This window comes from Polyangium jinanense (assembly GCF_028435265.1).
Lineage (GTDB): Bacteria > Myxococcota_A > Polyangia > Polyangiales > Polyangiaceae > Polyangium > Polyangium jinanense.
On sequence record NZ_JAGTJK010000095.1, the window covers coordinates 1 to 23,906 of the forward strand.

Here is a 23,906-nt window from a genome sequence, read left to right on the forward strand (position 1 = left end):
GGGGGGATCGGGCTGGATTTGGGAGCAGTTTCGAGGGGCTGGCGGGGGTGTGGGATGTGGGTGCGGGGATGGGTGGGTGTGGCGGCGAGGGATAGGGTTTTCGGGGGGAAGAGGGGCGGGATTGGGGGCGGCGATAGGTGGGGGGGTCGCGGGGAGAGGTGAGAGAGGTCACGGGGGGAGGTCCGGACATGTCCGGACAAATCCGGACAAGTTTGGACAATTGTCCGGAGTGGATGTGCGACCAGGTGGGAGTGGGTTGCGGGGGTGGGGCGACTGTCTTGGAGGTGTGGTGCGGGTGGGGGGACGAGTGGAGAGTCGACCCCCAAACGTGGCACAATTCACACATCGCCATCAAACTGAACCCCCAACAAACTGTTGCAACGCGTAGCCATAATAGTCTAGCATAATATCGTACATCTATCACATTAACATAACAACCAAAGCGCATGCTAACATCATTAAAACTAGAGAATGTGCGTCTGTTCCAGGGAGCAGAATGGCAGTTCAAGCTGGCGCCCCTGACCATCCTCTGCGGCACCAACAGTGCCGGAAAATCAACCGTCTTTCGGACGATCGGGCTGCTCAGCCAGAGCCTCACTATGGACGGCTCGAAGATCGGAGAACTGCGATTCGTTGGCAACCGAGTCGATCTAGGCAACCACGCGACATTCATATCCAATGGCGACACAAGTCAAAACCTATCGATCGGCGTCGAATTAGACTATGAGATAGCTTCGTCCACCGTCGAATTCCTACGCACTCTCCCGCATCAGAGTCCGAAGAACAACAATACAACAAATACGAAGACTGAGCCCACGGATGCGTCCTTGCCGTCAGCTAGTGATATCGGACCGACCAAATGCAAAATTGCCTACAATTTCTCATTTGGGCCGAGCAGCAAGGGCGACTCTCGCTTCGTACTCAAGCGACTTGACTGCAACGTGGCCGTCAACGATCAGTCACTGCTCTCATGGCATGTAGTCGAGGACCACTTACTTGAGGAAAAGTACACCACCCGCTACCACCTCATTATGCCACGACGATACTTCGAACGCGTGGGAGGACCAAAGCTATTCGAGGCGGAGCAGCTCGATGCAGACAATGTGAAACTTCCCGCCGTTCTACTAGACATAATCCCTCAATTCGTAGCAGGAAAACCGCCCAAGAAGAAGCAACGTCGCCATCGCAAAGGGAACGTCGCTCTGCAAGAACCCGAGAGGGATCGTTGGAACCTTATGCCTCTGCCGCCCACCATCGCGGCCATAAACAGTCATTTTAGGCACGCCATTCACAATGCACAATACGTTGGTCCGCTTCGCGCTGCGGCCAAGCGGTACTATTTGGCGGACACGGATAACGCCCAAGGGATGGACACTACCGGCGCGTTCTCTCCCCACGTGCTCAAGGATCAGAAGGACAATGAAATTTTCTGTTCCGTTCCTGGCGGCGCTACCCAAGAGAGCACGCTCCTTCGCTTGCTCAGCATATGGCTTCGATATATGCGTACGGGCAAGTTCAATGAGACGGCAGACTCCTCAGATCTTGACGACATCAAAGTTGATGCAACCAAGGGTGTTCTGGTTGAGCTGGCCATACGTGGCCCGCAGGGCACATACCCTCTGATTGACTCTGGCTTCGGATACTCGCAGCTGCTACCCATATTGCTAAAGGGACTTTTGGCGGAGCCAGATAGCATTCTTCTTATCGAGCAACCAGAGTTGCATTTACATCCAGCGGTACAGGTTCGTCTTGCTGAATTTCTGGTTGCGATGATGCGCGACGGGCAGCAAGTTATCATTGAAACGCACAGCGAGCACTTGGTCAATGCCGTTCGTGTCCTAGCTGCTGAAGACGACACTGGAGAAATCGCGGCCAAGTCAGCCATATTTTTCATCGACGGGGATCGTTCACCACCCAGGCTACACGACCTGTCCATCCAACCTGACGGCACGATACCCAATTGGCCGAGCAACTTTTTCGGTGAAGCTGCTTCCCTTACGGGTAGGTTACTGAAAGCACAGCGCAAGGTACGAGAGCGGGGCAAGAGATAACATGCGCAAAGTCCCTCTGCTTTGTCTCTCACCCAGTGTGCTCGATCAGAGCTTCCCAAGGACGGAGGAGGAACTCAACGAGGCCGTTGACACCCTGAGCGCTTTACAGGAGTGGATGGAGCGCGACGACGCCCATATCCTCCTGACCTCTGTTCTCGAGGGTTTCGTTGAGCACTTCGAGTGGTCTCAAACGACGACCATTCCACTCTTGATGGAAGTATACAGACTACTACAACAGTGGATACTGTCGCCGAACGAGAGAATTATTAGGCTTCGGCTTGAGCACGTTCAGCTCACCGTAGCACATCCGTTGCCAAGCCGTTGCACATCCGAAAGCCTGCTCGTCGGCTACTGGGCCGATGAACTTGGAAAAGTCCTCTCTCTCCATGATCAGACTGGCGTGTTCGGCTACTTCATTGGCATAGCATGCCCTGGCGGATTCTCGGGAGGCATTGTCGACTGTTACGCATTACCCCCCAATCGAGCATTCCCCATTGTCGGCCCGGCACAGGTCGGCTCGCTTGAGGATGCGTATGAATGGGTACTCCCCGATGGGATACATCGACGGGAAGTCAGCTTCAAGTTAGCACATAAAAACGTGTATACCATTGGCGCGTCTGAAGTAAAATCGCCAAGCGGGGGTGGAAGTCATTATATTGTTAAGTTCGACGGAAAGCGTTCTTGGACACTTGATCGCAACGACGATCCACTGCCTCCGGCCTTCCTAAATCAGCTCGTCGACATTGCTGGATATCCACTGGATGTCATTAGGTATGCTCTTACAGAAGGGCGGTTGCCCAGGCGTTTGCTACGGCTGCGCGTGTCCACGTAAACCACATCTCAGAAAGGCCTCCATCTCCCACACCGGCGGCCGTCTTGAAATCATGTCTACCGGTCGCCGGCCACGTCGACGCGTTCACTCGGGACCGCGTCCACGCCGTCATGCAGGGCGACACGTTGATCGCGCTCCAGCCACGCGCCGCCATGTCGCACAGTTCAGAGCTGGGTCTACCCCGACGAGGAGGAGGGCCATGGCGAGGGGGACGACCAAGCCGGGCGGAGCCTGTCTCCCACCTTCACCGAGGACTCTCCCGCAGGAAGGTCGATCCAGCAGGCACAGGTGACGCCGAGGCGCTGGAAGGGAGCTTCGAGTTGGTGAGGCTGGTTCAAGGGCTACTGGAAATCGTCCTGATGCTCGTAGGAGGCGAGGAAAACGGAGGTCGAAAGGCGCATCGGCGAGGAGGTGGAGCCCTAAGTCGAGGTCCTGAGAGCCATGGTTTACGAAGCAATCTTGAATGAGCGTATTGTGCGGGAACCGGGATCAACGGTATCTTCGAACCCAGATCCCCCATGAAATACCTTACCAACTTCCTTCCCACGACCTTTGCAGCTCTCTTCCTCCTCGCCTGCTCCTCCAGCAACACGGGCACCACCACCAGCAACACAGGCGGCCCCGGCGGCTCAGGCGGCTCCGGCGGCTCCGCCACGGGCACCGGCGGCTCGGGCGGTTCGGGCGGCTCCGAGGCCCGCTCCTTCGCGATGGGATTCACGCCGTTCCCCTACGACATCACCGAAGCCGCCGTGCTCGACGTTTACGACAAGCTCGCCCAAGAGGGCGATCTCTACGCGTTCCACACCCTCTCGGGCGTGCCCTGGGTCGAAGCAGGCCAAGGCCTCGGCCTCGACGGCTACGGCCAGTCCGTCAAGGATGCATGGGCCTTCCAAAAAGCTCACATCAAGCCGGATCATAAAATCTATCTGGGGCTCACCCCGCTCGACGACTCCCGCTCCAAGATGGCCGATTATTGGGGCGCCCAGGAGCACATGCCCCTGCCTCCGCCGTGGGATACCTACGATTTCAACGCGCCCGAGGTGAAAGCCGCCTACCTGAGCTTCTGTGAAACCGCGATCGCCAACTACAAGCCCGATTTCATGGGCATCGGCATCGAAGTCAACCTGCTGAAGAAAAACGCCCCGGCGCGCTGGGCTGCCTACGTCGAGCTCCAGAAGTCCACCTATGAAGCCCTGAAGATATCGCACCCCGATCTACCCGTCTTCGTGACGCTCACCGGCGTCGACCTCCTCGAGGGCTGGACCGACGCAAACCACGAAGGCCAGATGGCCGCGCTCGCCGACATCCTGCCGTACACCGACATCCTGGCGATCTCGCTCTATCCTTATATGAGCAAGTACCTCGCCGACTCGCTCCCGCCGACCGTCTTCGCCGACCTCGCGGCCCTCGCGCCCGGCAAGCCCATCGCCATCGCCGAAAGCGGATACACAGCGCAAGTAACCACCCTGGCGATGGCCGGCATCACCTTCCATGGGTCCCCAGAGAAGCAAGACAATTTTGTGAATCTCCTCGTCAACGAGGCGCAAACCCTGAAGATGCCGTTCGTCGTGAACTTCGTGGTGCAGGATTATGACGCCCTCTGGCAAAAGGCCGGCGGCGGCGATCTGCTCACGGTCTGGCGCGACACCGGCTTCTTCGACGAAAACGGCGCCGCACGCCCCGCGATGACCACCTGGCGCAACGCCCTCGCGCGCCCGCTCGCGCACTGAGGAGACCAGGCACTCCTCGAGAGCGTCATGGATCGGCGCGATGAAAGCGATGTCCCACGCGCGCGACAAGGCAAAGCGTGTATCCTCGCGGGATGAGCGCCGTCGCGCGAAGGGTCTGATGCGATGAACCCCATCCACGAAGCAGGCTTCGCGAGCCTCGTCGTGCTGGTCTTCGCCACGGCGCCTGCGTTTGTCGCGGCGCTCGTCGCGGCGCTCGTCGCGCGCTTCCGCCCGAAGGCCTCGGCCGTGGCCGCCGCGATCGCGGCCATTGTCGCGACGCTCGTGCTCGTCCTCGCGGCGGTGACGACGGCGAAGCTACATGCGCGGATCGATTTCTGGATCGATACGGGCGGTTATGGCCCACCCGCCGACGTGAGGCGTACGTATGGACCGGATTGGCATGCGTCCGCGAGGCTGACCGCGTGGATCGGCATTGTCGTCACGGCGCTGCCGCTTTCGCTCGCGGCGCTCGGTTATCGGATTTCACGCCGCGGGGAGCGGTGGTCGAAAGCGGCGCTCGTCGTTTCGATCCTCGTGGGGTTGGCGGAGGTGGCTTGCCTCGTGATGGCGCTGGTTTGACGCGCCTCACGTGAAGACGTCCCGTGGGCGTCGCTCAGCCCCCGTCGGGCGATGAGCAGATACAGGCGCTGGCGGCGGGAAAGAGCACCCAGCACATCCATTCGCCGCCTTCACAGCTACACAGCCACTGGTCGAGCGGCGACGTCAGACTTCCGGGGGCCGGCGGCATCCCGCAACAATCGCGCGCATGTCCCGCCGCGCAGACCTCGTCGCCGATGCAGGCGCCGCACGGAAGCGCTTCCCACGCCTGCACGCCGCACGAGGGCGCCGACTCCGCTCCCGACTTGTAGGCGTCGAACTTCGCCGGCGGCGGTTCCCAGACATAGCTGCAAGTGCCCCCATCGGCTCCTCCGCCTCCGTCTGCGGCATCCTCGATCGACGAGCCCGAGCAGCTCGCCGCGAGGAGCAGCCCAGGGCACAGGATCACGAACGCTCGTTGATGAGTCCTCGGTCGAAGTTGCATGGAACACCTCACACACGCATCCGATGAGCTTCCCAGCCTCAGGATATCCGATCCGACGGGACGTCGGCGCCCTGACACGCGCGCATCTCCTCCAGACCCAAGTGGACATCACTGTCCATTTCCCTTACGCTCGATCTGCGGGCGCCGGTACCAGGGCTGCTCGCCGCCGCAGGGTGATCCGTGGAATCTCCCAGCGGCGCCGGTGGTCGGGACCTCTTTGATCCACCTCCTTTGAGGACACAGACGATGAGACGCTGGACCTTTTTCGCCATCCTGTTCGCCCTCGCGCCCGTGGCCGCTTCGGCCGAGCCTCCCCCGCCCGCGCAGGCCGGCGCCCCGTCGCAGGGACGCGCTCCGGCGCCCGCGAGCGCGCTCGCGTCGGAGGGTTTCACGCTCGTCACCGAGGAGAAGGGCGTCCGCGTCCACCGCCGCGAGAAGCGCGCCGGCGTCGAGTTCGCACTCGAGGCGAGCCTCCCGGCGCCGCCCGAGCAGGTGCGCCGCGCGCTGCTCGATTACGCGAACCACCAGAAGTGGCAAGAGCACCTCAAGGAAAACAAGATCCTCGCCCGCAACGCCGACTCGCTGCTGGTCTATCAGCGGCTCGACCTCCCGGTGATCGACGATCGCGACTACACCCTGAACGTCACCTGGGGCGCCGAGGGCGCGATCCTCTGGATGCGCTTCGTCGCCGCCAACGAGCGCGGGCCGAAGCCCGTGGACGGCGTGGTCCGCGTGAACGCGCACCAGGGCGGTTGGCGACTCGAACCCGAAGGCGCCAAGGGCACCCGCGCCGTCTACCGCTTCCACCTCGATGTCGCGGGCTCCGTCCCCTCATGGCTCGGGAAGGACCAGGCCAAGGACAACATCGTCGACTTCATCGTTCGGCTCAAGAAAGAGGTCCCGAATTACCGCTGACGCTTTTGCGATCGTCCCGCTGGAATCACCGACACGCGCCCGGAGCGGCGGTGCAGTCGCCGAGGGCCCCGCAGACCTGGGAGCGTGCGCACGCCTCGGCGTCGCCCTGGGAGTACGAGAAGACTTGGAGGCTTGATCTCCCAATGGGGCCCGTGACGCAAATCGGATACGTTCGCGGTGACCCAGAGAGGGCGAGCTGAGCGTCGCGGCGCGCGGCGCTCGCCAGCGCGCATTCCAGTGCCTCCACGGCCGAGTCCGCGAAGACCACGATGTTCGGACTCACGCAGCGCGTGAGGCGATCCACAGCGCCGAACGTGTAGGAATTCGGCCCAAGGCAATCGGTGCTGGCCGAGGCGGAACCGCTCGGCAGGACGGCGGTCGCGGCGAGGAGGGGAGCAACCAGGGCGGGCAGCCTCCTTGCAAGCAGGCTCATCGTTTTTCCTCGTTCAGGTGCGTAGGGAGCGCGGTCGTGGGCATGAGGTCTCCCGGGACCTCCAGCAATCGCTACGCCAGCCGGCGCGGCGCGGTCGGTGTGTGGCGGAACCAAGGTCCGGCGTTTGAACAGCTTGCCGCTTCGAGCAAGGGATTGCGCATTCACGCAAGCAGTTCCCCGCCTGCACGAGCCCGATCCCCAGCCATGAACGGGATGCAGGTCGCGGCGACTATGCAGGCGCGTGGAACGGACCCGTGATCTCGTACGTCACGCCGCCGCTCCCATTGCCGCGCTGCGAGCTGAAGTAGAGGCGCGTCCCCGAAGGATCGAACGCAGGCCCCGTGATCTCGCTCTTGTCGTGCCCCATCACCTGCACGATGGGCCTGAGCTCGCCGCTCGGCAAGATCGCCACGATCTGCATGTCACCCGAATCCTCGGCCACGAGCACATCGCCGCAACACGAGACGGTGATGTTGTCGACGCCCGTCAGAATGGGATTCTCCGCTTGGCTCGCGTCATAAAGCACGGCAAGTGTCTCGGTCATCGTGTCGTAGGCGTACACGCGTCCTTCGCCCTTGGCCGAGAAGTACACGATCCCCTGGTGGTACCAGATTCCTTCTCCGCCGTCGAAAAGCGTCGCGCTCGCGACTTGCTTTCGCGTGGGGGTCAGGCCTTCGAAGAGCGGATCCGGCACATCCAGCCACTTGACGCTCCCGTCCATCCCGACCTCGGCCACCTGGAGCTTGCCGCTCGAGATGTCCGCGAATCCGTGTCGATTGAGCTTGTCTGGTACGAATCGATAAAAACACCCGTCGTTCTCGTCCTCGGTCAGGTAGACGTGGTGCTTGACCCGATCGATCGCGGCCGCCTCGTGCTTGAAGATGCCGAGGGCAGGGCGGACGATCGCCTCGTGTTCGCCGCGAGCATCACACTCGAAGACGCGCCCCCGCGAGGCCTCCTCGCACGAGAGCCACGTGCCCCAGGGCGTCGGCCCTCCGGCGCAGTTGATGTTCGTCATGCTCAGGATCGGATAAGCGTCCACGAGCTTTCCCGCGGCGTCGAAGCGGAGCGCGCCCACGCCGCCGGCGATGGGGACCTCCGAGTTCGATACATACACATGACCGCCGTCCTCGAGGAGGAAGGTCGCCCCGCCGTCCGGCGCGATGTGCCAAATGTAATCGGAGGTTTCGAGGGGTTTTGCGTTCGTTTGTGCGACGATCCGTGCGGAGAAGCCAGGTGGCAGCTTGACGCCATTCGCGTCGGGATCGCCGAGCGGCCCGATCTCGGCGATGCGCGACACGAGCTTGGGGCCGTCGATGGGTACGCCAAACGGCGGTTCGGTGTCGCCCGTCGCTGGCGGAGATGGAGCGCTCTCCGAGGAGCAGCTCGCGAGCAGGGAGGGGGTCATCAGCGTGGCGAGGCCGGCGAGGCCTCCACGTAGGATTACACGTCGAGAGAAGAGGGGGCTGGGTTTGTGCATGGGCGGATGGTATCCGGCTTTGGAGGGGGCGTTCGAGCTTTACGTATGCGTAAAGGGATCGTCGCTTCCTTGTGATGAGACCGTAAAAGTCCTCGATCGGTGGGGCCTTCCTCGCGAGCTTCTGGTGCTCGCGCTCGAGCAGCAGCGCCACCTGTCGGAGGACTTCGGGGTCATTCTCGGTCTCGAACCGCATCGGGCTATATGTCGTCAGCGGTGGAACGCCGTGGTGCTGCCGCCACGCATCCAATCAGATCGCATGCACATGCAATCGACCATTATTTATTGGTGGTTCCGGAGTCTACTTGGCTCTCGGAGAACTCAAGGAACCGCGCCTTGATGCGCTTGACGCCCCACTGCGCGAACTTAGCGGTGACTATGGGATCAGTACCGCCGTCGATGTCCACTACGATTCCGCTGCCAAACTTTACATGCCTGACAGCTTGCCCGACACGGCCGTTAGTCGTCTCGTATGACGGTTGGTCCAATACCATTCCGCCATCCAGCGCTGCCTTCACCTCGCAGATCCGCCGATCGACGCTTCGAACTATCTCAACCAATTCGTCAAGAATCTCGTGCTGAGGTCGGTTGCCTATCGGTGACTCGCCACGACTTACGGTTACGGCCGCGGGGATTTCATGCAGGTCTCGCTCGAGCTGCGGCCAGAAGCCTTCGAATACAGCTCCGAGACGGTTCCCGTCTAGGCCTTTCATCCCTTGTTCAATTGAGCACTTATTGATCGATTCCACTAGCGCGCGGGTATGTTCCTTTGAAGCTTTCTTTGCTTGAAATTGAGACAGTGGCCCAGTGATGTCACCAAAATCCAAACCAAGCAGGTATGGGCAGACTGCACTGGACGCCATTATTTTGGACAGCGCACCAGCTTCGAACAAGATCCAGGGTGCCGTCAAATTTTCCTTGGTTAAACAAATCACACCAAAGAAACTTTCCTCTAACTTTTTCCCAATCTCGATACCCCAGCGTTCTCCAGCCTCAATGTCCTTTTCGGACATCCAAGGCTCAACGTGTTGGAGCACGAGGGGAAGCCACTCTCGGAGAGTTCTGGCTACGCGTCGGCTTCGATCACCCGACCAACTGAGAAAAACCTTCATGACGTTTGATCCTACACTGGCAGGCCCGTAGGATGCAAGCATCCACGAATGGCCGCCGCTCGCTGATGGTTCCGCATCGGATGCTCACTTCGGGGCACCAGCGTCGGAGGCGCGCGCCGTCGGTGTCACGACGGGGGTGGGCGAGGAGGTACGTGTCATCGATGCGCCGCAGGTGGACCATCCGGCGTCGCGTCGCCAATGGCATCCGTTGCTCTCAGCGACGCGCCATCGACCCACGTGGTCATTCCTATCGAGGGTGCGGCGCCTCGTTCAGCACGTCGCGCTACGGTTGGTGGCCAGGAGTCTGCTCGGGCGTCAGTCTTGTCAAGCATCACCGTTCAGGATACACTGTTCGCATACGGAAGGGGCATGGCGGCCAATGTCCGAAGTCGGTGTTTATATCCCGGTGTCCGAGGTGTTTCCGGATGTGTCGAACGACTTCGACACGTTCAAGCGACTCGTTGGTAGCTTGAGTCGAACGGATGCATTGTTCTGGAGTGCCAGACTGAACCTCCTGTTGTCGAACTCCTTGAATACCGACGAGGTTGGCAAACAGGAGTATGCAATAGGACTATTCTTCTCCGACACTGAAATCGAACGAATCAATCGTTTCGTACTCAAGCATGGCGGCGCAAGGCGCGTCCGCGTTTTCATGCGCGCACAACTCTTGGAAATGATTCGATGGACGTGCCTGCTCGCCCATGATCATCCGAACGATGGGAAAGCATTTGAAGATCCCGACATGCGCCGACGGTATGTTCAGGCAGCCTTGATCGCTGGTGACATCTGGGGCCGGAGGACCTACGATGGTCGCCTCGTAGCGACCGGAAGCCCGCAGGCGGATCGCCGCCGCGCGATGCATGCGATCCGGAGCGGAATTGCACTAAACTTGATTGGAGTCGACCTGGCCAGCGCATTAGCTCGAGGAATCACAATTTACGGAGACAGTTTCAGGCAGTCGTACAAAAACGCCGAGCAGGAGTTTTCAAAGGCCACCGGCATCTCGCTAGATCAATACCTTGCATGCGCCTGTGCCATAACGGTCGTTTACGCCAACATCAATCCAGAAAGTGCAGCAGCCAACCCTGGCGGGTTCAACATTAACACTATAGGAGCTCATGTTGAGCCCACCATGGCTGGGGTTCTTCGTAAATATCTTGCAGCTGAATCGCAAACCGCCGATGAACTTCGCGCTGCTCTATGGGGCAAACGTGAAGGCTCCGAGGTGCCCGAACTCGTACCGTTCGACTTAAAGCCACTCCGGGATCGACCGATCCTTCACTCTGCAGACGGCAGAGCAATCATCGTGGATCCAGTGTTTTACAGCGACAAATTCTCGGTCGGCCCAGTCTTTGCCATTGCCAAGGTGGCAAGAACACTGAATCGAGACAACAGCGTGTTCTCAGCATTCGGCTACGCATTCGAATCATACGTCGGCAGCTTGCTGCGTACCATGTATCCGCCATCGGCATCACACCTCTCCGATAGAATCATTTTTAACCCACAGACCAAAACGCACAATGGCAATGTCGAATTCGCAGACGCGTCCCTGGATGATGCGACCGACCTCGTGCTCTTCGAGATAAAAGGCGTGTTCATCAAGGACGAGACGCTACAGGAAGACGGCATCGATGGCTACATAAGCGAGCTTCGAAAGAAATATGGCGTCACGGAGGGGACAGCCAAAGATAGAGGGGTTAAGGGCATCGGGCAACTCGCACGCTCGGTTCGGCTTCTTTCTTCGAGCCCTGCCGACGTCGACCAGCGCTTCAGGCACGCCACCTGCATCTATTCAGTGCTACTCGTGTATGATACGTTGTTGAGCACGCCGGGACATGCAGAGTTTTTTAATCGAGAATTCACTAACCTAATCCAGCCAGAACACGAATTTTCTAATGGTTACATGCGAAAGGGCCGGTTAGCGGTCGCTCCTATAATCATCATGACCGTCGAGGACTTAGAGATTTTGCATTCATCGATCGAACGGCTTCGCCTTGTCGACCTTCTGCGCGACTACTGCAATACAACCCAAGGGGGACTACGTCCAAGCCTGAGCGAGTTTCTGAAGCTCTCCAGGCATAAGTACAGGTTGCTCCAAAGCAGCGAACTGGCAGGTCGGGCGATTGACATGCTCGTGAGAACCCAGACGTTGCTGTTCCCTGACGCCAATTTTTGATGCGTAGCCCTCAAGCGTCTCACGGAGCGATACGGCGAGCCGCATGGCGAACTCTCCTACTTTTGGTGATGCCTTTCTGACCCACGCAAGTTGACAGGCTGTTGTCTCCGAATAGGAGCCCCCCCATACCCCACCCCCTCCCCCCACCCCCACCCCTGACGCACCGCATCCCTCCCCCCATCCCCGCCCCCCAACCTTTCACTTCCCCGAACCCCTCCACCCATCCGCCCCCCTCTCCGCCAGCCTCCCTCGCATCCTCCACCCATCCCCTCCCCCGAAACCTTCAGCCTCCCGCCACGCTCCCCCCCTCCCGCCGACCAAACCTTTCACTCCCCCGAACCGCTCCACCCTTCCGTTCCCCCAACGCCTCACTCTTGCCAGCCGCTCAACCTGTACTTACCCTCACCCGTCATGCCCACCAAACCCAGCAAGCTCGAATCCCCCGACATCGTTGGCTCCCAGAAAGCCTACGACGACTTCCTCCCTGCCGCGCAAGACCTCCCCGAGGCAGACGTCCGCACCTTCCGCGCCGACCCCTCCCTCGCGTACCACAACGTCAAGAGCGGCCTCGACGCCATCGCGCCGCATATCGCCCGGATCACCGAGGAGCTACCGAAAGTCGACGTCGCGGAGCTCCAGAAGCTCGACGACCTCGCGCTCGCCGTCATCTATGCCGCCGCGCAGGTCGACCGCTCGAGTGATGGGTCCACCCCCGCTCTGCTGGAAAAGGCGCGCGCCCTCCGCGACGTGCTCATCAAATCCGCCGACGCGCTCGCCGCCGCAGGCCTCATTCCTTTGCGCGCCGTCGAGAAGATCCGCGCGGGCAAGGGCGGCATCGACCTCGCTCAAGATTGCGTCGACCTCGCTGCCCTCTTCACCAAGCACGCCAAGGACATCAAGGGCAAGACCGCCGTCACCGCCGCAAGCATCAAAGAGGCCGCGACCATCGGGACCGATCTCCTGAAGCGCGTCAAGCCCAAGGGAACGAAAAGCAAAGACCCGGCCCTCGACAGCGTCAAGGTCCGCGACCGCCTATGGACCCTCCTCGTCCAGCGTCACCGCGATCTGCGCCGCGTCGGAATGTGGTTATGGGCCGACGACGTGGACCAGCACGTCCCGCCGCTCCAATCGAGGAACGTCACGCGCAAGAAGACGGCCGTACCCGCGGACAGGATCAACGGGCAGGCCGCCCCCGGCTGAGCATCCGGACGCAAACGCTTTCCCTTGGAAGACGCGCCACACGCGTCGCTTTGCTCGCGCGAGCCCTGCGACCATGCGATCCTCCCGCCTCGGAGGAACCATGTATCGACAACAGGACCCGCACGCCCCGCTGCTCGTCATCGCCTTCAACGGCTACGTCATCGCGGTCGAGCGTCGCACCGGCAAGATCGTATGGCAGCAGGAGTACCACGAGCCGTTCGCGGCGCGGCTCTTGTTCCCGCTCGGACGCGTGCTGCTCGGTTATCACAAAGAGCTCGTCTGCCTCGCATACACAACCGGCGAGGTCTTGTGGCGAACGGCTATGCCGATGCCGACAAGCTCGATCGTGGTCGACGGCGACGAGATCTTCGTCGGTTCTGGCGGCGAGGCCGCCTGCGTGGATGTGAACACGGGCGCGCTGCTCTGGCATCACCCCTTCAAGGGCATGGGCGCGGGCGCCGTCGCCCTCGGCGTGCCAGGCAACGTCGCGCAGATCGATCACAGTCGATGACGGCGGCTCGGAAAGGAAAGACGAGCGACGGCCGCTGAGCGAGCGGCAGCCCCCGCCGGGGGCGCGCTCGGAAGCGTCAGCTTGGCCGACGTTCGCGGAGGAGTAGGATGCGGCATCCACCATGTCGCCCCCGGCCCGCCCCCTCGTCGCACGATCGCCCAAGGAACTCGTGCTCGCGCTCGTCGCATGCACGGCGCTGCTCACCGCCGGCGATCAATTCCACGTTCAGTTCGGCGTGCTCTCGTATTCGTCTGACTTTCGCCCCTTCGGTCAGCCGTGGTGGGTCGCGCCTAGCTTCGCGCTGGCAATCTTCGGCTTCATTCTCTGCGCCTGGCGGCCATCGGCGCACGTCGTGGAGCCGACGCGCCGGGCCATCGTGCTCGACGGGGCTTGGTTCTTCGGCTCGTACGCGATGACCGGCATTCTCGGTGCGCATATCGTCCCGGTCACGGTACTTCTCACGGGAGCGTGGCTTGGCCGCGTCCTCCGGCGCCCCGATCGCCGCGTCGTGATCGCGTTCTCGGCGGTGCTCGGCACGCTCGGCACGCTCGGAGAGATCGCGCTCCACGCCACGGGCGCCTGCGCTTACGAGCACCGAGAGCTCGTCCTCGTGCCCTTGTGGCTACCCGCGCTCTATCTCCAGGGCGCACCGTTTGCCCTCTCGGTCACACGCTGGCTCCGCGGCCGCCCATGGCCGGGATGCTAACGTTGCATGCTCGCCGTCAGATCGCTCGCGCGAGCCCCTGCGACCGTGCGATCCTCCCGCCTCGGAGGAACCATGTATCGACATCAGGACCCGCACGCCCCGCTGCTCGTTATCACCTTCGGAGGGAATGTCATCGCGGTCGAGCGTCGCACCGGCAAGATCGTATGGCAGCAGCAGTACCACTCGCCGTTCCCGGCGCGGCTCTTGTTCCCGCCCGGACGCGTGCTGCTCGGTTATCAAAGAGAGCTCGTCTGCCTCGCATACACAACCGGCCAGCTGTTGTGGCGAACGACTGTGCCGACGTCGACGGCAGGCTCGATCGTGGTCGACGGCGACGAGATCTTCTTCGGTGGTGGCGGCGAGGCCGCCTGCGTGGATGTGAACACGGGCGCGCTGCTCTGGCATCACCCCTTCAAGGGCATGGGCGCGTGGGCCGTTGCTCTCGGCGTGCCAGGCAACGTCGCACAGATCGATCACGATCAATGACCACCGAGCCTCGAATCCTCACCAGGCCGCCCCCGACGGCTTGCCCGTCTTGCCCCGCTTCCCCTCGCAGTAGCCTCACCCGGACTCGAACCGGGACGCCCTTTCGGGCAGAGGATTTTAAATCCCCGGCGTCTACCATTCCGCCATGAGGCCCAATCTACCGTACCTCTGCTGCCTCCTCGTCCTTCCTCCCTACCGCTCCCGCCTCGGCTCCCGTCCGCCTCGACCTGCCTGTATACACCTTCTCCCCCGGTCATGACCACCCTCCCCGCCCCCTCTTCCCTCTCCCCCCTCCTCGCTCGTCATGGAAGGGCTCCTCGAACCTGGCAACGAGGCGCGCCGCGAGCGCGGTCTTGCCGATCCCCGTGGTGCCGGTGAGCGTGACGAGCGGCGAACTTTCAGCGATGAGGGACCCAACCCCTCAGCTAGGCACTACGTCGAGGCGGCGGACGGACGGCTCGTCGGGGTCGAAGAACTGGCGGTACCAGGCGCGCAGCTTCATGATCGATCCGTCGCCCTCGCACAGGACGGGGTGCGGCAGGTACTCCTTGCTCTGCCATATCCGCATGTCCTCGCGGTAGGTCTTCATCATCTGCCACAGCAGGAACTGGCGGGCGACGAGCGAGAAGCCCGGGATCGACGAGCGCTTGACCCGCAACGAGAGCCGGTGGCGGACCCGCCGCTCGTCGACGGGGACGATCGAGGAGAAGACATGCGCGGCCGGGCCCGGCATCTCCGGGAAATGCACGTAATGAAAGCCGGGCTCGATCAGGTGGAACTCGAGGCGAGCGCGCAGGGTGGTGCCGAAGCGTCGCACCGAGGTCAACTGGGTGACCCGCAGCTCATGGCCCTCCTCGCGGAAGGTGTTGACCGGCATGTCGTGGCCGTGCACCGCGGAGAAGTGCGGGCTGTCAACCGAGTTCTCCATGATGTCCTGACCGTGGATCTCGACCTCGAACTCGTACTTCGCCGGCCGCATGTACGAGGATTCGTCGAAGTCGTCCATCGTCGGCAGGTCGCGGGCCGGCGCGGTGCCTGCCTTGTTGCGGTACATGAAGATCATGCCGTAACGCTCGACGACGGAGTGCGCGGCGATCCGGGCCTTGACCGGGATCTTGGTCGCGTACGGGATGTCGGTGCAGCGACCGCCGGCGTCGAAAGCCCAATGATGGTAGGGGCAGCGCACCGAGTTGCCGCGCACGCAGCCGCCCTCGGACAGGTGGGCTCCGAGGTGCGGGCAGACGTCGTCGAGGATTCCGACGCGTCCGTCGTCGCCGCGGAACATGACATAGGTGCGGCCGAAGTGACGGAGCTGGCGGAGCTGACCGATCGCGAGATCGTCGCTCCAGCCCATCTGAAACCATCCTTCGGTGTAGGGTGGTAGGTCGTAGCGCTGTTGCTTCCGTTGGGCCATGTCAGGCAAGCATACAATCTACAGGGGGTCCTCGTCTGCTGATCCTCTCCCGGATCCGTGGACACCTTGGAGAGGCGGAAGCAGAGCTCGTTCAGGGTGGTAGAAAAAATCATCTTACGTGGGCAATTCAAATCCGCCACGCCTACCATTCCGCCATAGGGCCGCATTTCTCCGACAATCTACCCTCTCCTACGCCGCTCCCCGATGACCACCACCGCGCCGCCTCCTGCGCCCCCGCCCGATCCCTCCTCGGCTCCCGCCCCCCTCTCCCCCCTCCTCCACGCCCGCCTCGAAGCAGCCCACCTCTGCCCGGAGACCGGCCTCCTCGTCCTCCCCTTCTACATCGGTCGCAGGCTCCTCCTCGCCGCCGGCCTCGGCCCGCACGTCACCGGACTCGGCTTCGTCCCGCGCCTCCCGCGGGCGCGCGCCACCTCCGCGCATCCCCTCGTCGCGGCCATGCGCGCACACCTCGTCGATCACCGCGTTCGCTCGATCCTCCTCCAGGACGGCGCCCTCCACCTCACCTTCGATCCCCCCGACGACGCCCTCCCCGGCGCCCGCCTCTCCCTTCGCGTCGGACGACGCGGCCAGGCGTCCGTCTCGTCTCCCTCCGGTGCCACCGTCGTCTGGCCGCTCGATCCCGAGGGCGCTCCCCCGCGCGACGGCGTCGATCCTTCCCGATGGATCAGCTCCACCGAGGACCTCGAACGCCACGGCCTCACCATGGTCGAGGCCTCCGATGCGCGCGCCCTCGACCTCCTTCGCACGGGCCTGCTTCGTGCGGCCAAAGCCAAGCTCAAGGCCCTCGAACGGCGCGCCGAGGCCGTGCGGCAGGATCTCGCGCGGCTGCAAGATGCGCCGCGGCTCCAGAAGATCGGCCGGCTGCTCGTCGCGCAGGGGAACAAGGTCCCCAAGGGCGCGACGCGCGCCACGCTCGACGACTGGGAAGAGGGCGGGACGATCGAGGTCACGCTCGCGCCGGACAAACCCGCGAAGGCGCAGGCCGAGACCTTTTTTCAGAAGGCACGGCGGCTTCAGCGCGGCGCCGCCGTCATGGAGAAGCGGCTCGCCGAGACCGAACACGCGTGGGAGACGGTCTTCCCGCTCGTCGACGCGATCGCCGAGGCCCCGGCCGATCCCGCCGCCCTCGACGCGCTCGCCGAGCAGGCCAAGCGCGCCGGCGTCTCCGCCTCCGAGATCGAGGCCGCTTCCCGCGGAAAAGCCTCGCGGCAGCAGGACAAGGAGCGCAGGCCGTACCACACGTTTCGGGATGCGCTCGGACGAACCATCCTCGTCGGGCGCGGCGGCAAGGACAACGACGAGCTCATCACGCGGCACGCCCGTCCGCACGATCTCTGGCTGCACGCGAAGAACATCCACGGCGCCCACGTCATCGTGCCCCTCGACAAGGGGCAGAATTGTCCCGCGGAGCTGCTCGTCGACGCCGGGACCCTCGCCGCGCATTTCAGCGACGCCCGCGGCGAGAACGCTTGCGAGGTGAGCTACGTCGAGCGCCGTCATGTCCGAAAGCCCAGGAAAAGTGCGCCGGGCGCGGTGACGTTCGATCGGGAGAAGATTCTCGTGGTACGCGTCGAGCCCGAGCGGCTCGCGCGCCTCCTCGCCTCGAAGCAGGAGGGGTGAGCGACACGATCTTGCTAGCGACCGACGCAGAGCGGTAAAGATCGCCTAGCATGCTCGCAATGCGCACGGTCGCCTCGCACCTCTTCCCGTTCGGCCTTTGCCTCTCCCTCGCCCTCGCCGGTTGCGGCGGCGGAGAGACGCCGGAACCGAAAGACCCTTCGTCCGAGGGCTCCTCGGGCAAACCCCAGCCCCAGGCCGACGCAGGGCCCGACGCCGCGCTGCTCGGTGAGATCACACAGCTGAACCAGCTCCTCGCCGCGATCGACAAGTCCGATCCGGGTCGGCCCAAGGCCCTCGATCGCCTCGGCGAGCTGCTAGCGGAGCTGTCCAAGAACAACCGCGACCGCGCCCTCGCCGCCGATCCGAACGTCTCGTCCCTGCCCCCGCCGGCCGAACCGAAGGCGGCCGAAGGCGAGGTGAGCGATGCCCCCGCGAAGGCGGGCCCCGTGCTCCCCGCGCGCAATGCCGCCGCCGTCAAGCGCCTCAAGCCCGACGCGCAGAAGCTCATCCAGAAGGCCGACATGTACGCGGCCGAGGCGATCAAGGCGCACAAGAAGCTCATCGCCGATCATCCGGACTACAAGGACATGGACAAGGTCCTCTTCCGGCTCGGCGGGCTCTACGTGGCGTACGGCCAGGTCTCCGCGGCGCGGCCCGTCTACTTCGAGCTCATCGAGAAGCACCCGAAGAGCCCCCTCGTGCCCGAGGCGTACTGGAACTTCGCCGAGTTCTTCTTCAACGCAGAGGACTACGAGAACGCCTACAAGCTCTACGCCCGCATCGTCGAGTACACGCCGAGCGAACGCACGAGCGTCGCGGGCTACCGGCTCGCGCTCTCGCTCCACAAGCTGAGCCGCCTCGACGAGTCGTGGAAGGCGCTCGAAGGCGCCGCCAGCGCCGCCCGCATCCACGGGCCCGCCGGCACCGTGGACGAGATCTACCGCGACGCGCCCAAGCTCGCCGCGACGCGCAAGCCGCTCAGCGCGAAAGACGCCGCGGCCTTCTTCGTGCGGCTCGCCGAGAGCAACGAGGACGTCATCAAGCAGGAGCTGAACCGGCTCGCGCAGATCCTCGAAGACGAGGGACGACCGCTCGAGGCGACCGAGGTCCTTCACGTGATGATCGACCGCTACAAGGCCGAGAAATGCGCGATCCAGGCGCGCGCCATCGAGATCGCGACCCGCAGCGGCAACAACGCGATCCGCGCCGATGAGGTGAACCGGAGTCTGCGCCTCGGTTGCAAGCCCTGACGCAATCCGAGCTTGCGTCTCCTGCCACACCGCGGCGATGATGCGTGCTGGGCGCATCGCGCGGGAGACGAGTTTCGATGGATGGCAAGCGTGACATGGTGGTCGGGGGGCTCTGGTGTGTGGGCGGTATCGTCGTGACAGCCGCCACGTACGCGAGCGCAGCGAACGGTGGCGGGCGCTACGTCATGGCGTGGGGCGCGATCATCTTCGGCGGGATCCAGTTCATCCGAGGGCTGATCCGCGCGTCGGCGAACCGCTAGACGGAGCGCGGAGGGCGAGGGGGGCGACGCGGCCCCCCGGGCTCGGCCTCACTTCGGCTGCGATTGCGCGCAGAACCCGCCGATGCACTGGTTCTGCGGGTTGCCGCAGCAATCGGCGCCGGTCGTACATTTCTCGCCGATCTCGGAGCACTTGCCCGCGGGGGGCGGGACGCAGGCGTAGTTGCCGCCGGCGTCGGGCTGGCAGAAGCCCGTGCAGCACTCGAAGCCCTGCGCGCAGGAGTTGCCCTCGCCTTTGCAGGCTTCGAGCGACCAGTAGCCGCTCATGTTGATGGTCGAGAGGTCCTGGCCGCGGAGCAGGAACGCCGGGTGGCTCGGGTCCTTGCCGGGCGCGGGGTTCACGTCGATCGCCGCGACCCAGAGCTGCTTGCGATTCTCGTAGGTCGGGTTCGAGGCCGAGACCATACGATTGCCGTAATCGCGCGGGCTGACGAAGACGACCCACATGTAGCCGCCGACCGCGATGGGGTTGACCGTCGGCTGGTAATTGATGCGGCGGTTCTTGTCGTCGAGGTAACCGACGCCGTTCGCCGCGTCGAGCGGGAGCTCGCCGACGGCCTTGGCGACGTCCGCCATGTAGAGGTCGTTCAGGCCGACCTGGTTCGCGCCGTACTTGGCGCGGCTGAAATCGCCCTTCTGGTAGAGGATCCATTGCGAGTCGGGCGAGAAGCTCGGGAACGCGATGGCGAGGTTGCCGGCGGCGACGATCTGGCGGCGGTTCGCGAGCGCGTTCGTGGCGGCGTCGAAATCGAAGACGTCGAGGTCGGCGCGCGAGAACTCGACGGGGTAGCTGCCCGTGACGTTGCTGGAGAAAGCGAGCAGCTTGCCGTCCGGCGAGAAAGCCGGGTCCGCGGTCTTGTCGGCGATCGCGTCGAGCTCGCTCGTGATGGCCGCGCCCGTGGTGGCGTCCTTCATGCGCATGCGGAGGTCGACGTCGTTCTGCACGGCGACCTTGCCGTCCGGCGTGAGCGCGACGAAAAGCGTCTGCGATTGGTACGACGAGACCTGGATGACCTGCGGATCCGGCAGCGTGAGGTCGATCGTGCCCCAGGGGCTCGGCGCCTGACCCTTGCGCTCGAAGACGGCGGCGAGGCGGCTGCCGTCCTTGCTGACCACGTGGCAAGCGACGCAACGCTTGTTGTTCACGCCCTGCGACCAGGGAGGCTGGTACTGATCGTACTCGGGCGGCGGCGGCGTGCCGAGCTGATCGTACGAGCCCGAATCGAAGACGACCGACGGATTTGCCGATCCCGGCGCGATCTTCATGAGCTGGCCCGTGTTGACGGCCCAGTAATAAATGGATCCGCGCAGGCTGCCTTGCGCGATCGACCACGTCTGGCTGGTCGGGGAATACGCCTTGCCGCCCGAGAGGCGCGAGACGGAGACCTGCACGGGCTCGCCCGCATTCGAGGCCGCGAGCTTGCCCCAGAAATCCTCGGCCATGAGGAAGGCCGAGGGCGGATCGGCCTTCACGTAAAACTTCGCGTCGACGTACGATTGCTGGAGGTGCACGAGCCACGCGTCGCCGGGCGCGCCGCCATTCCACATGATCTCGGGGGCGAGAATGCCACGCGCGAAGACGGTCTTGTCGTAGGGATACACGATCGCGCCCGAGGGGCCCGGATCCGGCGCGTCGAAGGCCGCCTGCTCCTCAGGCGTGAGCCCGCCCGCGTTGTCCACGAACGCGAGCTTGACCGTGACGTCCGCCGAGGCCGTGAGCCCATTCGAGCTCGCCGTGACCTTGCCCATGCCACCCACCGTGCCCGTCGGCGAGAGCTTGCCCGTGCCGAGGCCAACGAGCGCGACATCCGGTCGATCGAAGGTCCAGTCGGCCGACACGACGGCGGTCGTCTGGTCCTGGAACGTGGCAATGGCCTGGAAGTCGACGGGCGTGACGACGCCATTCTGCACGACGATCGTGATCGAAGGCGGATCCACGGCGAGCGAGACGACCGGGCCGTGATCGACGAACAGGCCGTCTTCCCCGGCATCAGGCGCGCCCCCGCCCGACCCCCCGGGCCCCGCGGCGCCCGTGCCGCCGCCGCCCGCGCCCGACGAATTCTCCCCGCCTCCGCAAGCATACGCGGTGATCGCCGCGAACATCACAAGCCAACCCAATCCAAGCGAGCGACGTCTCATGTCCGAAGTCCTCCGTCTACGACGCTATCACGCGCCGAGCACGGCGGGCCGCTCGTCTTGCGCTACACTGGCAGAATGCGCCGCAGAAAGGCTCTACATCCCGCCCTCTCGCGCTCGTCACGCTCGCGCTTTGTGCGCTCGGCTGCGACAAGAAAAACCCATCGAGCGCAAGCCCGGACGCCTCGGCAAGCGACGGGGTGGCCCCGCTCGCCGATTTCCCGAACGCAAAAGCTTCTTCGTGGATCAACGGCGCGCCCGCGCCGCTCGCCGAGGCCCGCGGCAAGGTCGTGCTCGTCGAGGCCTGGCACCCGACCTGAAGCGCTTGCCGAGCGTCCGTGCCCGCGATCCTCGCGCTGCACGAACGCTTCGGGGCCCGCGGTCTGCGGGTCATCGGCGTATCGAACTTCGACCCGGACGACGCGGAGGCCGAGCGCAAGGCCGCCGAGGATGCCGCGCGCGAGGAGAAGATGGTGTATCCCACCTACCTCGACACACGCGGCGAATGGGCGAAGACGGCCGGGGTCGTCGATATCCCGGCCTTCCTCGTCCTCGGCCCCGACGGCCGCGTCCTTCACCGTCGTCGCGGCAAGCTCACGCTCGACTCCGAGGCGTTCGCCGAAATGGAACGCGCAATCGAGCGAGCGCTCCCGGCCTCGCCTCGTTAATCCGAGTCGCGCGCCACGACGAGCCGATCGTGCTGGATGCGTCCGTTCCGTTTGTGCGCCAGGTGCTGGGTGATCACCTTGTCCCCGGCCGCGTAGGTGCGCACCTCGGTGAAGGCGACGGCCTCGTCCGTCTCCATCTCGTCGATGATGTCCGTGCTCTTCACCTCGCGATGCCACCCGCCGACCGGGTCCCGCAGGAACTCGTCGCGGAGCTGCTTCAAGATGGCGTCGCGGCCCTGCACCACGATGGGGTGGGCGGGCGGGTTCAGGCTCGAAACCTCCTCGAGGACGGCGTCCTCGGCATAAAGGTTGGCGAGCGCTTCCACGTCCCGCATCTGAAGGGCGTGGCGAATCTGCTCCATGAGGGGCTGCTCATTGGCCTCTCGGCGACGGATCGAGCTCTCCATGAATGGCTCCCTGGTGCGTGCCCTCTGGTTTGTCGATGGGGGCTGCGGGGGTATGGGGGCGGCAGCTCGGCCTGCCGAGCGAGAGCCCCCATCACTTGCACTCGACTGCCGGGCGCTCGACGACCCAAAACATCACTTTGCTCGCCCCGGCTGGACGGGTCATAAGAAGTGACCATGGTGCAATCGCCCTCCACGGTCGTGCTCGGTGACGTTCACCTGACCCGCTCGGTGCCACGGGCCGTGTCCGAGGATCTCGCCCGCCTGGTCGACGCACACCCGGGCGCGCGAATCGTGTGCGCCGGCGACCTCTTCGATCTCTCGGCCGATCTGCCCCGCCTGCCGCTGCCTCGCGCGGTGGAGGCGGTGTTCGAGGCGCATCCGGCCGCCAAAGCCGCGTTCGGCCGGCACCTTGCGCGAGGAGGCGAGCTCTGGCTGGTGAGCGGCAACCACGACGCGGCCCTCGCGCTTTCCGATTTCCGGAGCGCCCTGGTCACGGCGCTGGACCCACCCGCGGAGGCCCGCGCGCGGCTGCGCACGACCCCTTGGTTCTTTCGCGAGGGCGACCTCCACATCGAGCACGGCCACCTCTACGACCCCGACAACGCCCCGGCTCACCCGCTCGTCGTGGGCGAAGCGAGCCTGGGCGTGCATTTCGTCGAGCAATTCATCGCTCCGACGGGCGCGTTTCGCTACCTCAACATGAACGACGAGACGCCCCTAAGGCTCTTCCTCTCGGCGTTCTCGTTCTACGGCCCGCGCGCCCCGTACGTGATCTATCGGTATTTCCACGCCGCGATTCACGCGATCCTGCGCAGCGGGCGGTCTTATCAAAGGCGCGCGGACGACGAGGCGCCGCTCGGCGCGGAGGAGGCCGCTCGATTCATCGCAGAGCTCGGCATCCCGCCCGAGCTCGTGGGCACGATGCTCCCGCTCGGGGCGCGGCCGACGATGGCCAGCCTGAGCCGGACGTTCTCGCGTCTCTATTTCGATCGGGTGCTGTCCACGCTCGCGATGAGCGCGGGGCTGTCCGCAGCGGCGCTCGGCCAAAAGCGAGCAGGCGGGGCAGCCTTTTCGATTGGCGCGCTGGCAATGACATTGAGCTGGGCGCGCGGGCACAACCGTTATGCCGGGTCGGTGGCCGAGCAGCTCGCCGAGGGCGCGACGCGCATCGCGGACGCGACGGGCGCGCGGCTCGTGGTCTTTGGTCACACGCACCGCGAGGCGCTCACCGAGCGGTATGCGAACACGGCGAGCTTCGCATTCCCGCGGAATGCGCCGGGAAGGCCGTACCTGGAGATCGAGCAGGCGTACGGGGTGCCGCGCGCGGTGCGGCGGTATCTGGTGGCCTAGGGCCGCCGCGCCGGGGCGCTGCCCCGGACCCCGCGGGGGCTGTTCGCCCCGCGACCCGAACCAGGGCAAGCCCTGGACGCGGGTTGGAAGA

20 protein-coding genes, 1 tRNA gene and 1 pseudogene are annotated in these 23,906 nt (G+C 64.1%); 15 read left to right on the forward strand and 7 right to left on the reverse strand.

Going from position 1 to position 23,906, the window contains the following annotated elements; translation table 11 throughout:
* Positions 1-446: 446 nt before the first annotated feature.
* The 4 genes from KEG38_RS52600 (at position 447) to KEG38_RS52615 (ending at position 5,192) form a co-directional block, all read left to right on the forward strand.
* Positions 447-2,051 carry an AAA family ATPase gene (locus tag KEG38_RS52600; RefSeq protein ID WP_272428535.1) on the forward strand — a complete coding sequence of 535 codons (1,605 nt, stop codon included), beginning with the start codon at positions 447-449 and terminating at the stop codon, positions 2,049-2,051.
* Between the two features lie 37 nt (positions 2,052-2,088).
* Positions 2,089-2,883 carry a hypothetical protein gene (locus KEG38_RS52605; protein WP_272428536.1) on the forward strand — a complete coding sequence of 265 codons (795 nt, stop codon included), beginning with the start codon at positions 2,089-2,091 and terminating at the stop codon, positions 2,881-2,883.
* Positions 2,884-3,590: 707 nt separating this feature from the next.
* Positions 3,591-4,613: a glycoside hydrolase family protein gene (locus KEG38_RS52610; RefSeq protein ID WP_272428537.1), complete on the forward strand. Its 1,023-nt coding sequence runs from the start codon at positions 3,591-3,593 to the stop codon at positions 4,611-4,613.
* A gap of 123 nt (positions 4,614-4,736) precedes the next feature.
* Positions 4,737-5,192, forward strand: a complete 456-nt coding sequence (locus tag KEG38_RS52615; protein WP_272428539.1) for a hypothetical protein — start codon at positions 4,737-4,739, stop codon at positions 5,190-5,192.
* 34 nt (positions 5,193-5,226) lie between these two features.
* Here KEG38_RS52615 and KEG38_RS52620 read toward each other — a convergent pair whose 3' ends face one another.
* Positions 5,227-5,619: a hypothetical protein gene (locus KEG38_RS52620; RefSeq protein WP_272428541.1), complete on the reverse strand. Its 393-nt coding sequence runs from the start codon at positions 5,617-5,619 to the stop codon at positions 5,227-5,229.
* Between the two features lie 282 nt (positions 5,620-5,901).
* Between KEG38_RS52620 and KEG38_RS52625 the strand changes: the two genes are divergently transcribed.
* Positions 5,902-6,570, forward strand: a complete 669-nt coding sequence (locus KEG38_RS52625; RefSeq protein WP_272428542.1) for an START domain-containing protein — start codon at positions 5,902-5,904, stop codon at positions 6,568-6,570.
* Between the two features lie 662 nt (positions 6,571-7,232).
* On the opposite strand, the gene KEG38_RS52630 is transcribed toward KEG38_RS52625, so the two are convergent.
* Together KEG38_RS52630 and KEG38_RS52635 are read right to left on the reverse strand one after the other, a co-directional pair.
* Complete coding sequence (locus KEG38_RS52630) at positions 7,233-8,483, reverse strand: alkaline phosphatase PhoX (RefSeq protein ID WP_272428544.1); 1,251 nt, start codon at positions 8,481-8,483, stop codon at positions 7,233-7,235.
* A 275-nt stretch (positions 8,484-8,758) separates the two neighbouring features.
* Positions 8,759-9,634 (reverse strand): toll/interleukin-1 receptor domain-containing protein, encoded by an 876-nt coding sequence (locus KEG38_RS52635; protein ID WP_308216903.1) that lies wholly within the window; start codon positions 9,632-9,634, stop codon positions 8,759-8,761.
* Positions 9,635-9,971: 337 nt separating this feature from the next.
* Here KEG38_RS52635 and KEG38_RS52640 point away from each other — a divergent pair, with 337 nt between their 5' ends.
* The 5 genes from KEG38_RS52640 (at position 9,972) to KEG38_RS52660 (ending at position 14,671) form a co-directional block, all read left to right on the forward strand.
* A complete protein-coding gene (locus KEG38_RS52640; protein WP_272428548.1) occupies positions 9,972-11,768 on the forward strand; it encodes a hypothetical protein in 1,797 nt (598 codons plus the stop codon).
* A 411-nt stretch (positions 11,769-12,179) separates the two neighbouring features.
* Positions 12,180-12,968, forward strand: a complete 789-nt coding sequence (locus KEG38_RS52645; protein WP_272428550.1) for a hypothetical protein — start codon at positions 12,180-12,182, stop codon at positions 12,966-12,968.
* Positions 12,969-13,068: 100 nt separating this feature from the next.
* Complete coding sequence (locus tag KEG38_RS52650; RefSeq protein WP_272428552.1) at positions 13,069-13,479, forward strand: outer membrane protein assembly factor BamB family protein; 411 nt, start codon at positions 13,069-13,071, stop codon at positions 13,477-13,479.
* Between the two features lie 121 nt (positions 13,480-13,600).
* Complete coding sequence (locus tag KEG38_RS52655; protein ID WP_272428553.1) at positions 13,601-14,185, forward strand: DUF2878 family protein; 585 nt, start codon at positions 13,601-13,603, stop codon at positions 14,183-14,185.
* A gap of 72 nt (positions 14,186-14,257) precedes the next feature.
* Positions 14,258-14,671 carry an outer membrane protein assembly factor BamB family protein gene (locus KEG38_RS52660; RefSeq protein WP_272428555.1) on the forward strand — a complete coding sequence of 138 codons (414 nt, stop codon included), beginning with the start codon at positions 14,258-14,260 and terminating at the stop codon, positions 14,669-14,671.
* A gap of 70 nt (positions 14,672-14,741) precedes the next feature.
* On the opposite strand, the gene KEG38_RS52665 is transcribed toward KEG38_RS52660, so the two are convergent.
* Both KEG38_RS52665 and KEG38_RS52670 read right to left on the reverse strand, forming a co-directional pair.
* A tRNA-Leu gene (locus KEG38_RS52665) sits at positions 14,742-14,824 on the reverse strand.
* Positions 14,825-15,092: 268 nt separating this feature from the next.
* Positions 15,093-16,085: a Rieske 2Fe-2S domain-containing protein gene (locus KEG38_RS52670; protein WP_272428557.1), complete on the reverse strand. Its 993-nt coding sequence runs from the start codon at positions 16,083-16,085 to the stop codon at positions 15,093-15,095.
* A gap of 204 nt (positions 16,086-16,289) precedes the next feature.
* On the opposite strand from KEG38_RS52670, the gene KEG38_RS52675 reads away from it, so the two are divergent.
* From KEG38_RS52675 to KEG38_RS52685, 3 genes are all read left to right on the forward strand, one after another.
* Positions 16,290-17,726 carry an NFACT RNA binding domain-containing protein gene (locus tag KEG38_RS52675; RefSeq protein WP_272428558.1) on the forward strand — a complete coding sequence of 479 codons (1,437 nt, stop codon included), beginning with the start codon at positions 16,290-16,292 and terminating at the stop codon, positions 17,724-17,726.
* Between the two features lie 59 nt (positions 17,727-17,785).
* A complete protein-coding gene (locus tag KEG38_RS52680) occupies positions 17,786-18,976 on the forward strand; it encodes a tol-pal system YbgF family protein (protein ID WP_272428560.1) in 1,191 nt (396 codons plus the stop codon).
* Positions 18,977-19,053: 77 nt separating this feature from the next.
* Positions 19,054-19,236: a hypothetical protein gene (locus KEG38_RS52685; RefSeq protein WP_272428562.1), complete on the forward strand. Its 183-nt coding sequence runs from the start codon at positions 19,054-19,056 to the stop codon at positions 19,234-19,236.
* A gap of 48 nt (positions 19,237-19,284) precedes the next feature.
* On the opposite strand, the gene KEG38_RS52690 is transcribed toward KEG38_RS52685, so the two are convergent.
* Positions 19,285-21,393 carry a TolB-like translocation protein gene (locus tag KEG38_RS52690; protein WP_272428564.1) on the reverse strand — a complete coding sequence of 703 codons (2,109 nt, stop codon included), beginning with the start codon at positions 21,391-21,393 and terminating at the stop codon, positions 19,285-19,287.
* 332 nt (positions 21,394-21,725) lie between these two features.
* On the opposite strand from KEG38_RS52690, the pseudogene KEG38_RS52695 reads away from it, so the two are divergent.
* A pseudogene (locus tag KEG38_RS52695) lies at positions 21,726-22,058 on the forward strand (peroxiredoxin family protein); the annotation flags it as partial.
* Here the strand turns inward: KEG38_RS52695 and KEG38_RS52700 are convergent.
* Positions 22,055-22,420, reverse strand: coding sequence for a nuclear transport factor 2 family protein (locus tag KEG38_RS52700; RefSeq protein ID WP_272428568.1), 366 nt, complete (start codon positions 22,418-22,420; stop codon positions 22,055-22,057). The pseudogene KEG38_RS52695 and the gene KEG38_RS52700 sit on opposite strands and share 4 nt — an antisense overlap.
* Positions 22,421-22,639: 219 nt before the next feature.
* Between KEG38_RS52700 and KEG38_RS52705 the strand changes: the two genes are divergently transcribed.
* Positions 22,640-23,815: a metallophosphoesterase gene (locus tag KEG38_RS52705; protein ID WP_272428570.1), complete on the forward strand. Its 1,176-nt coding sequence runs from the start codon at positions 22,640-22,642 to the stop codon at positions 23,813-23,815.
* Positions 23,816-23,906 lie beyond the last annotated feature (91 nt).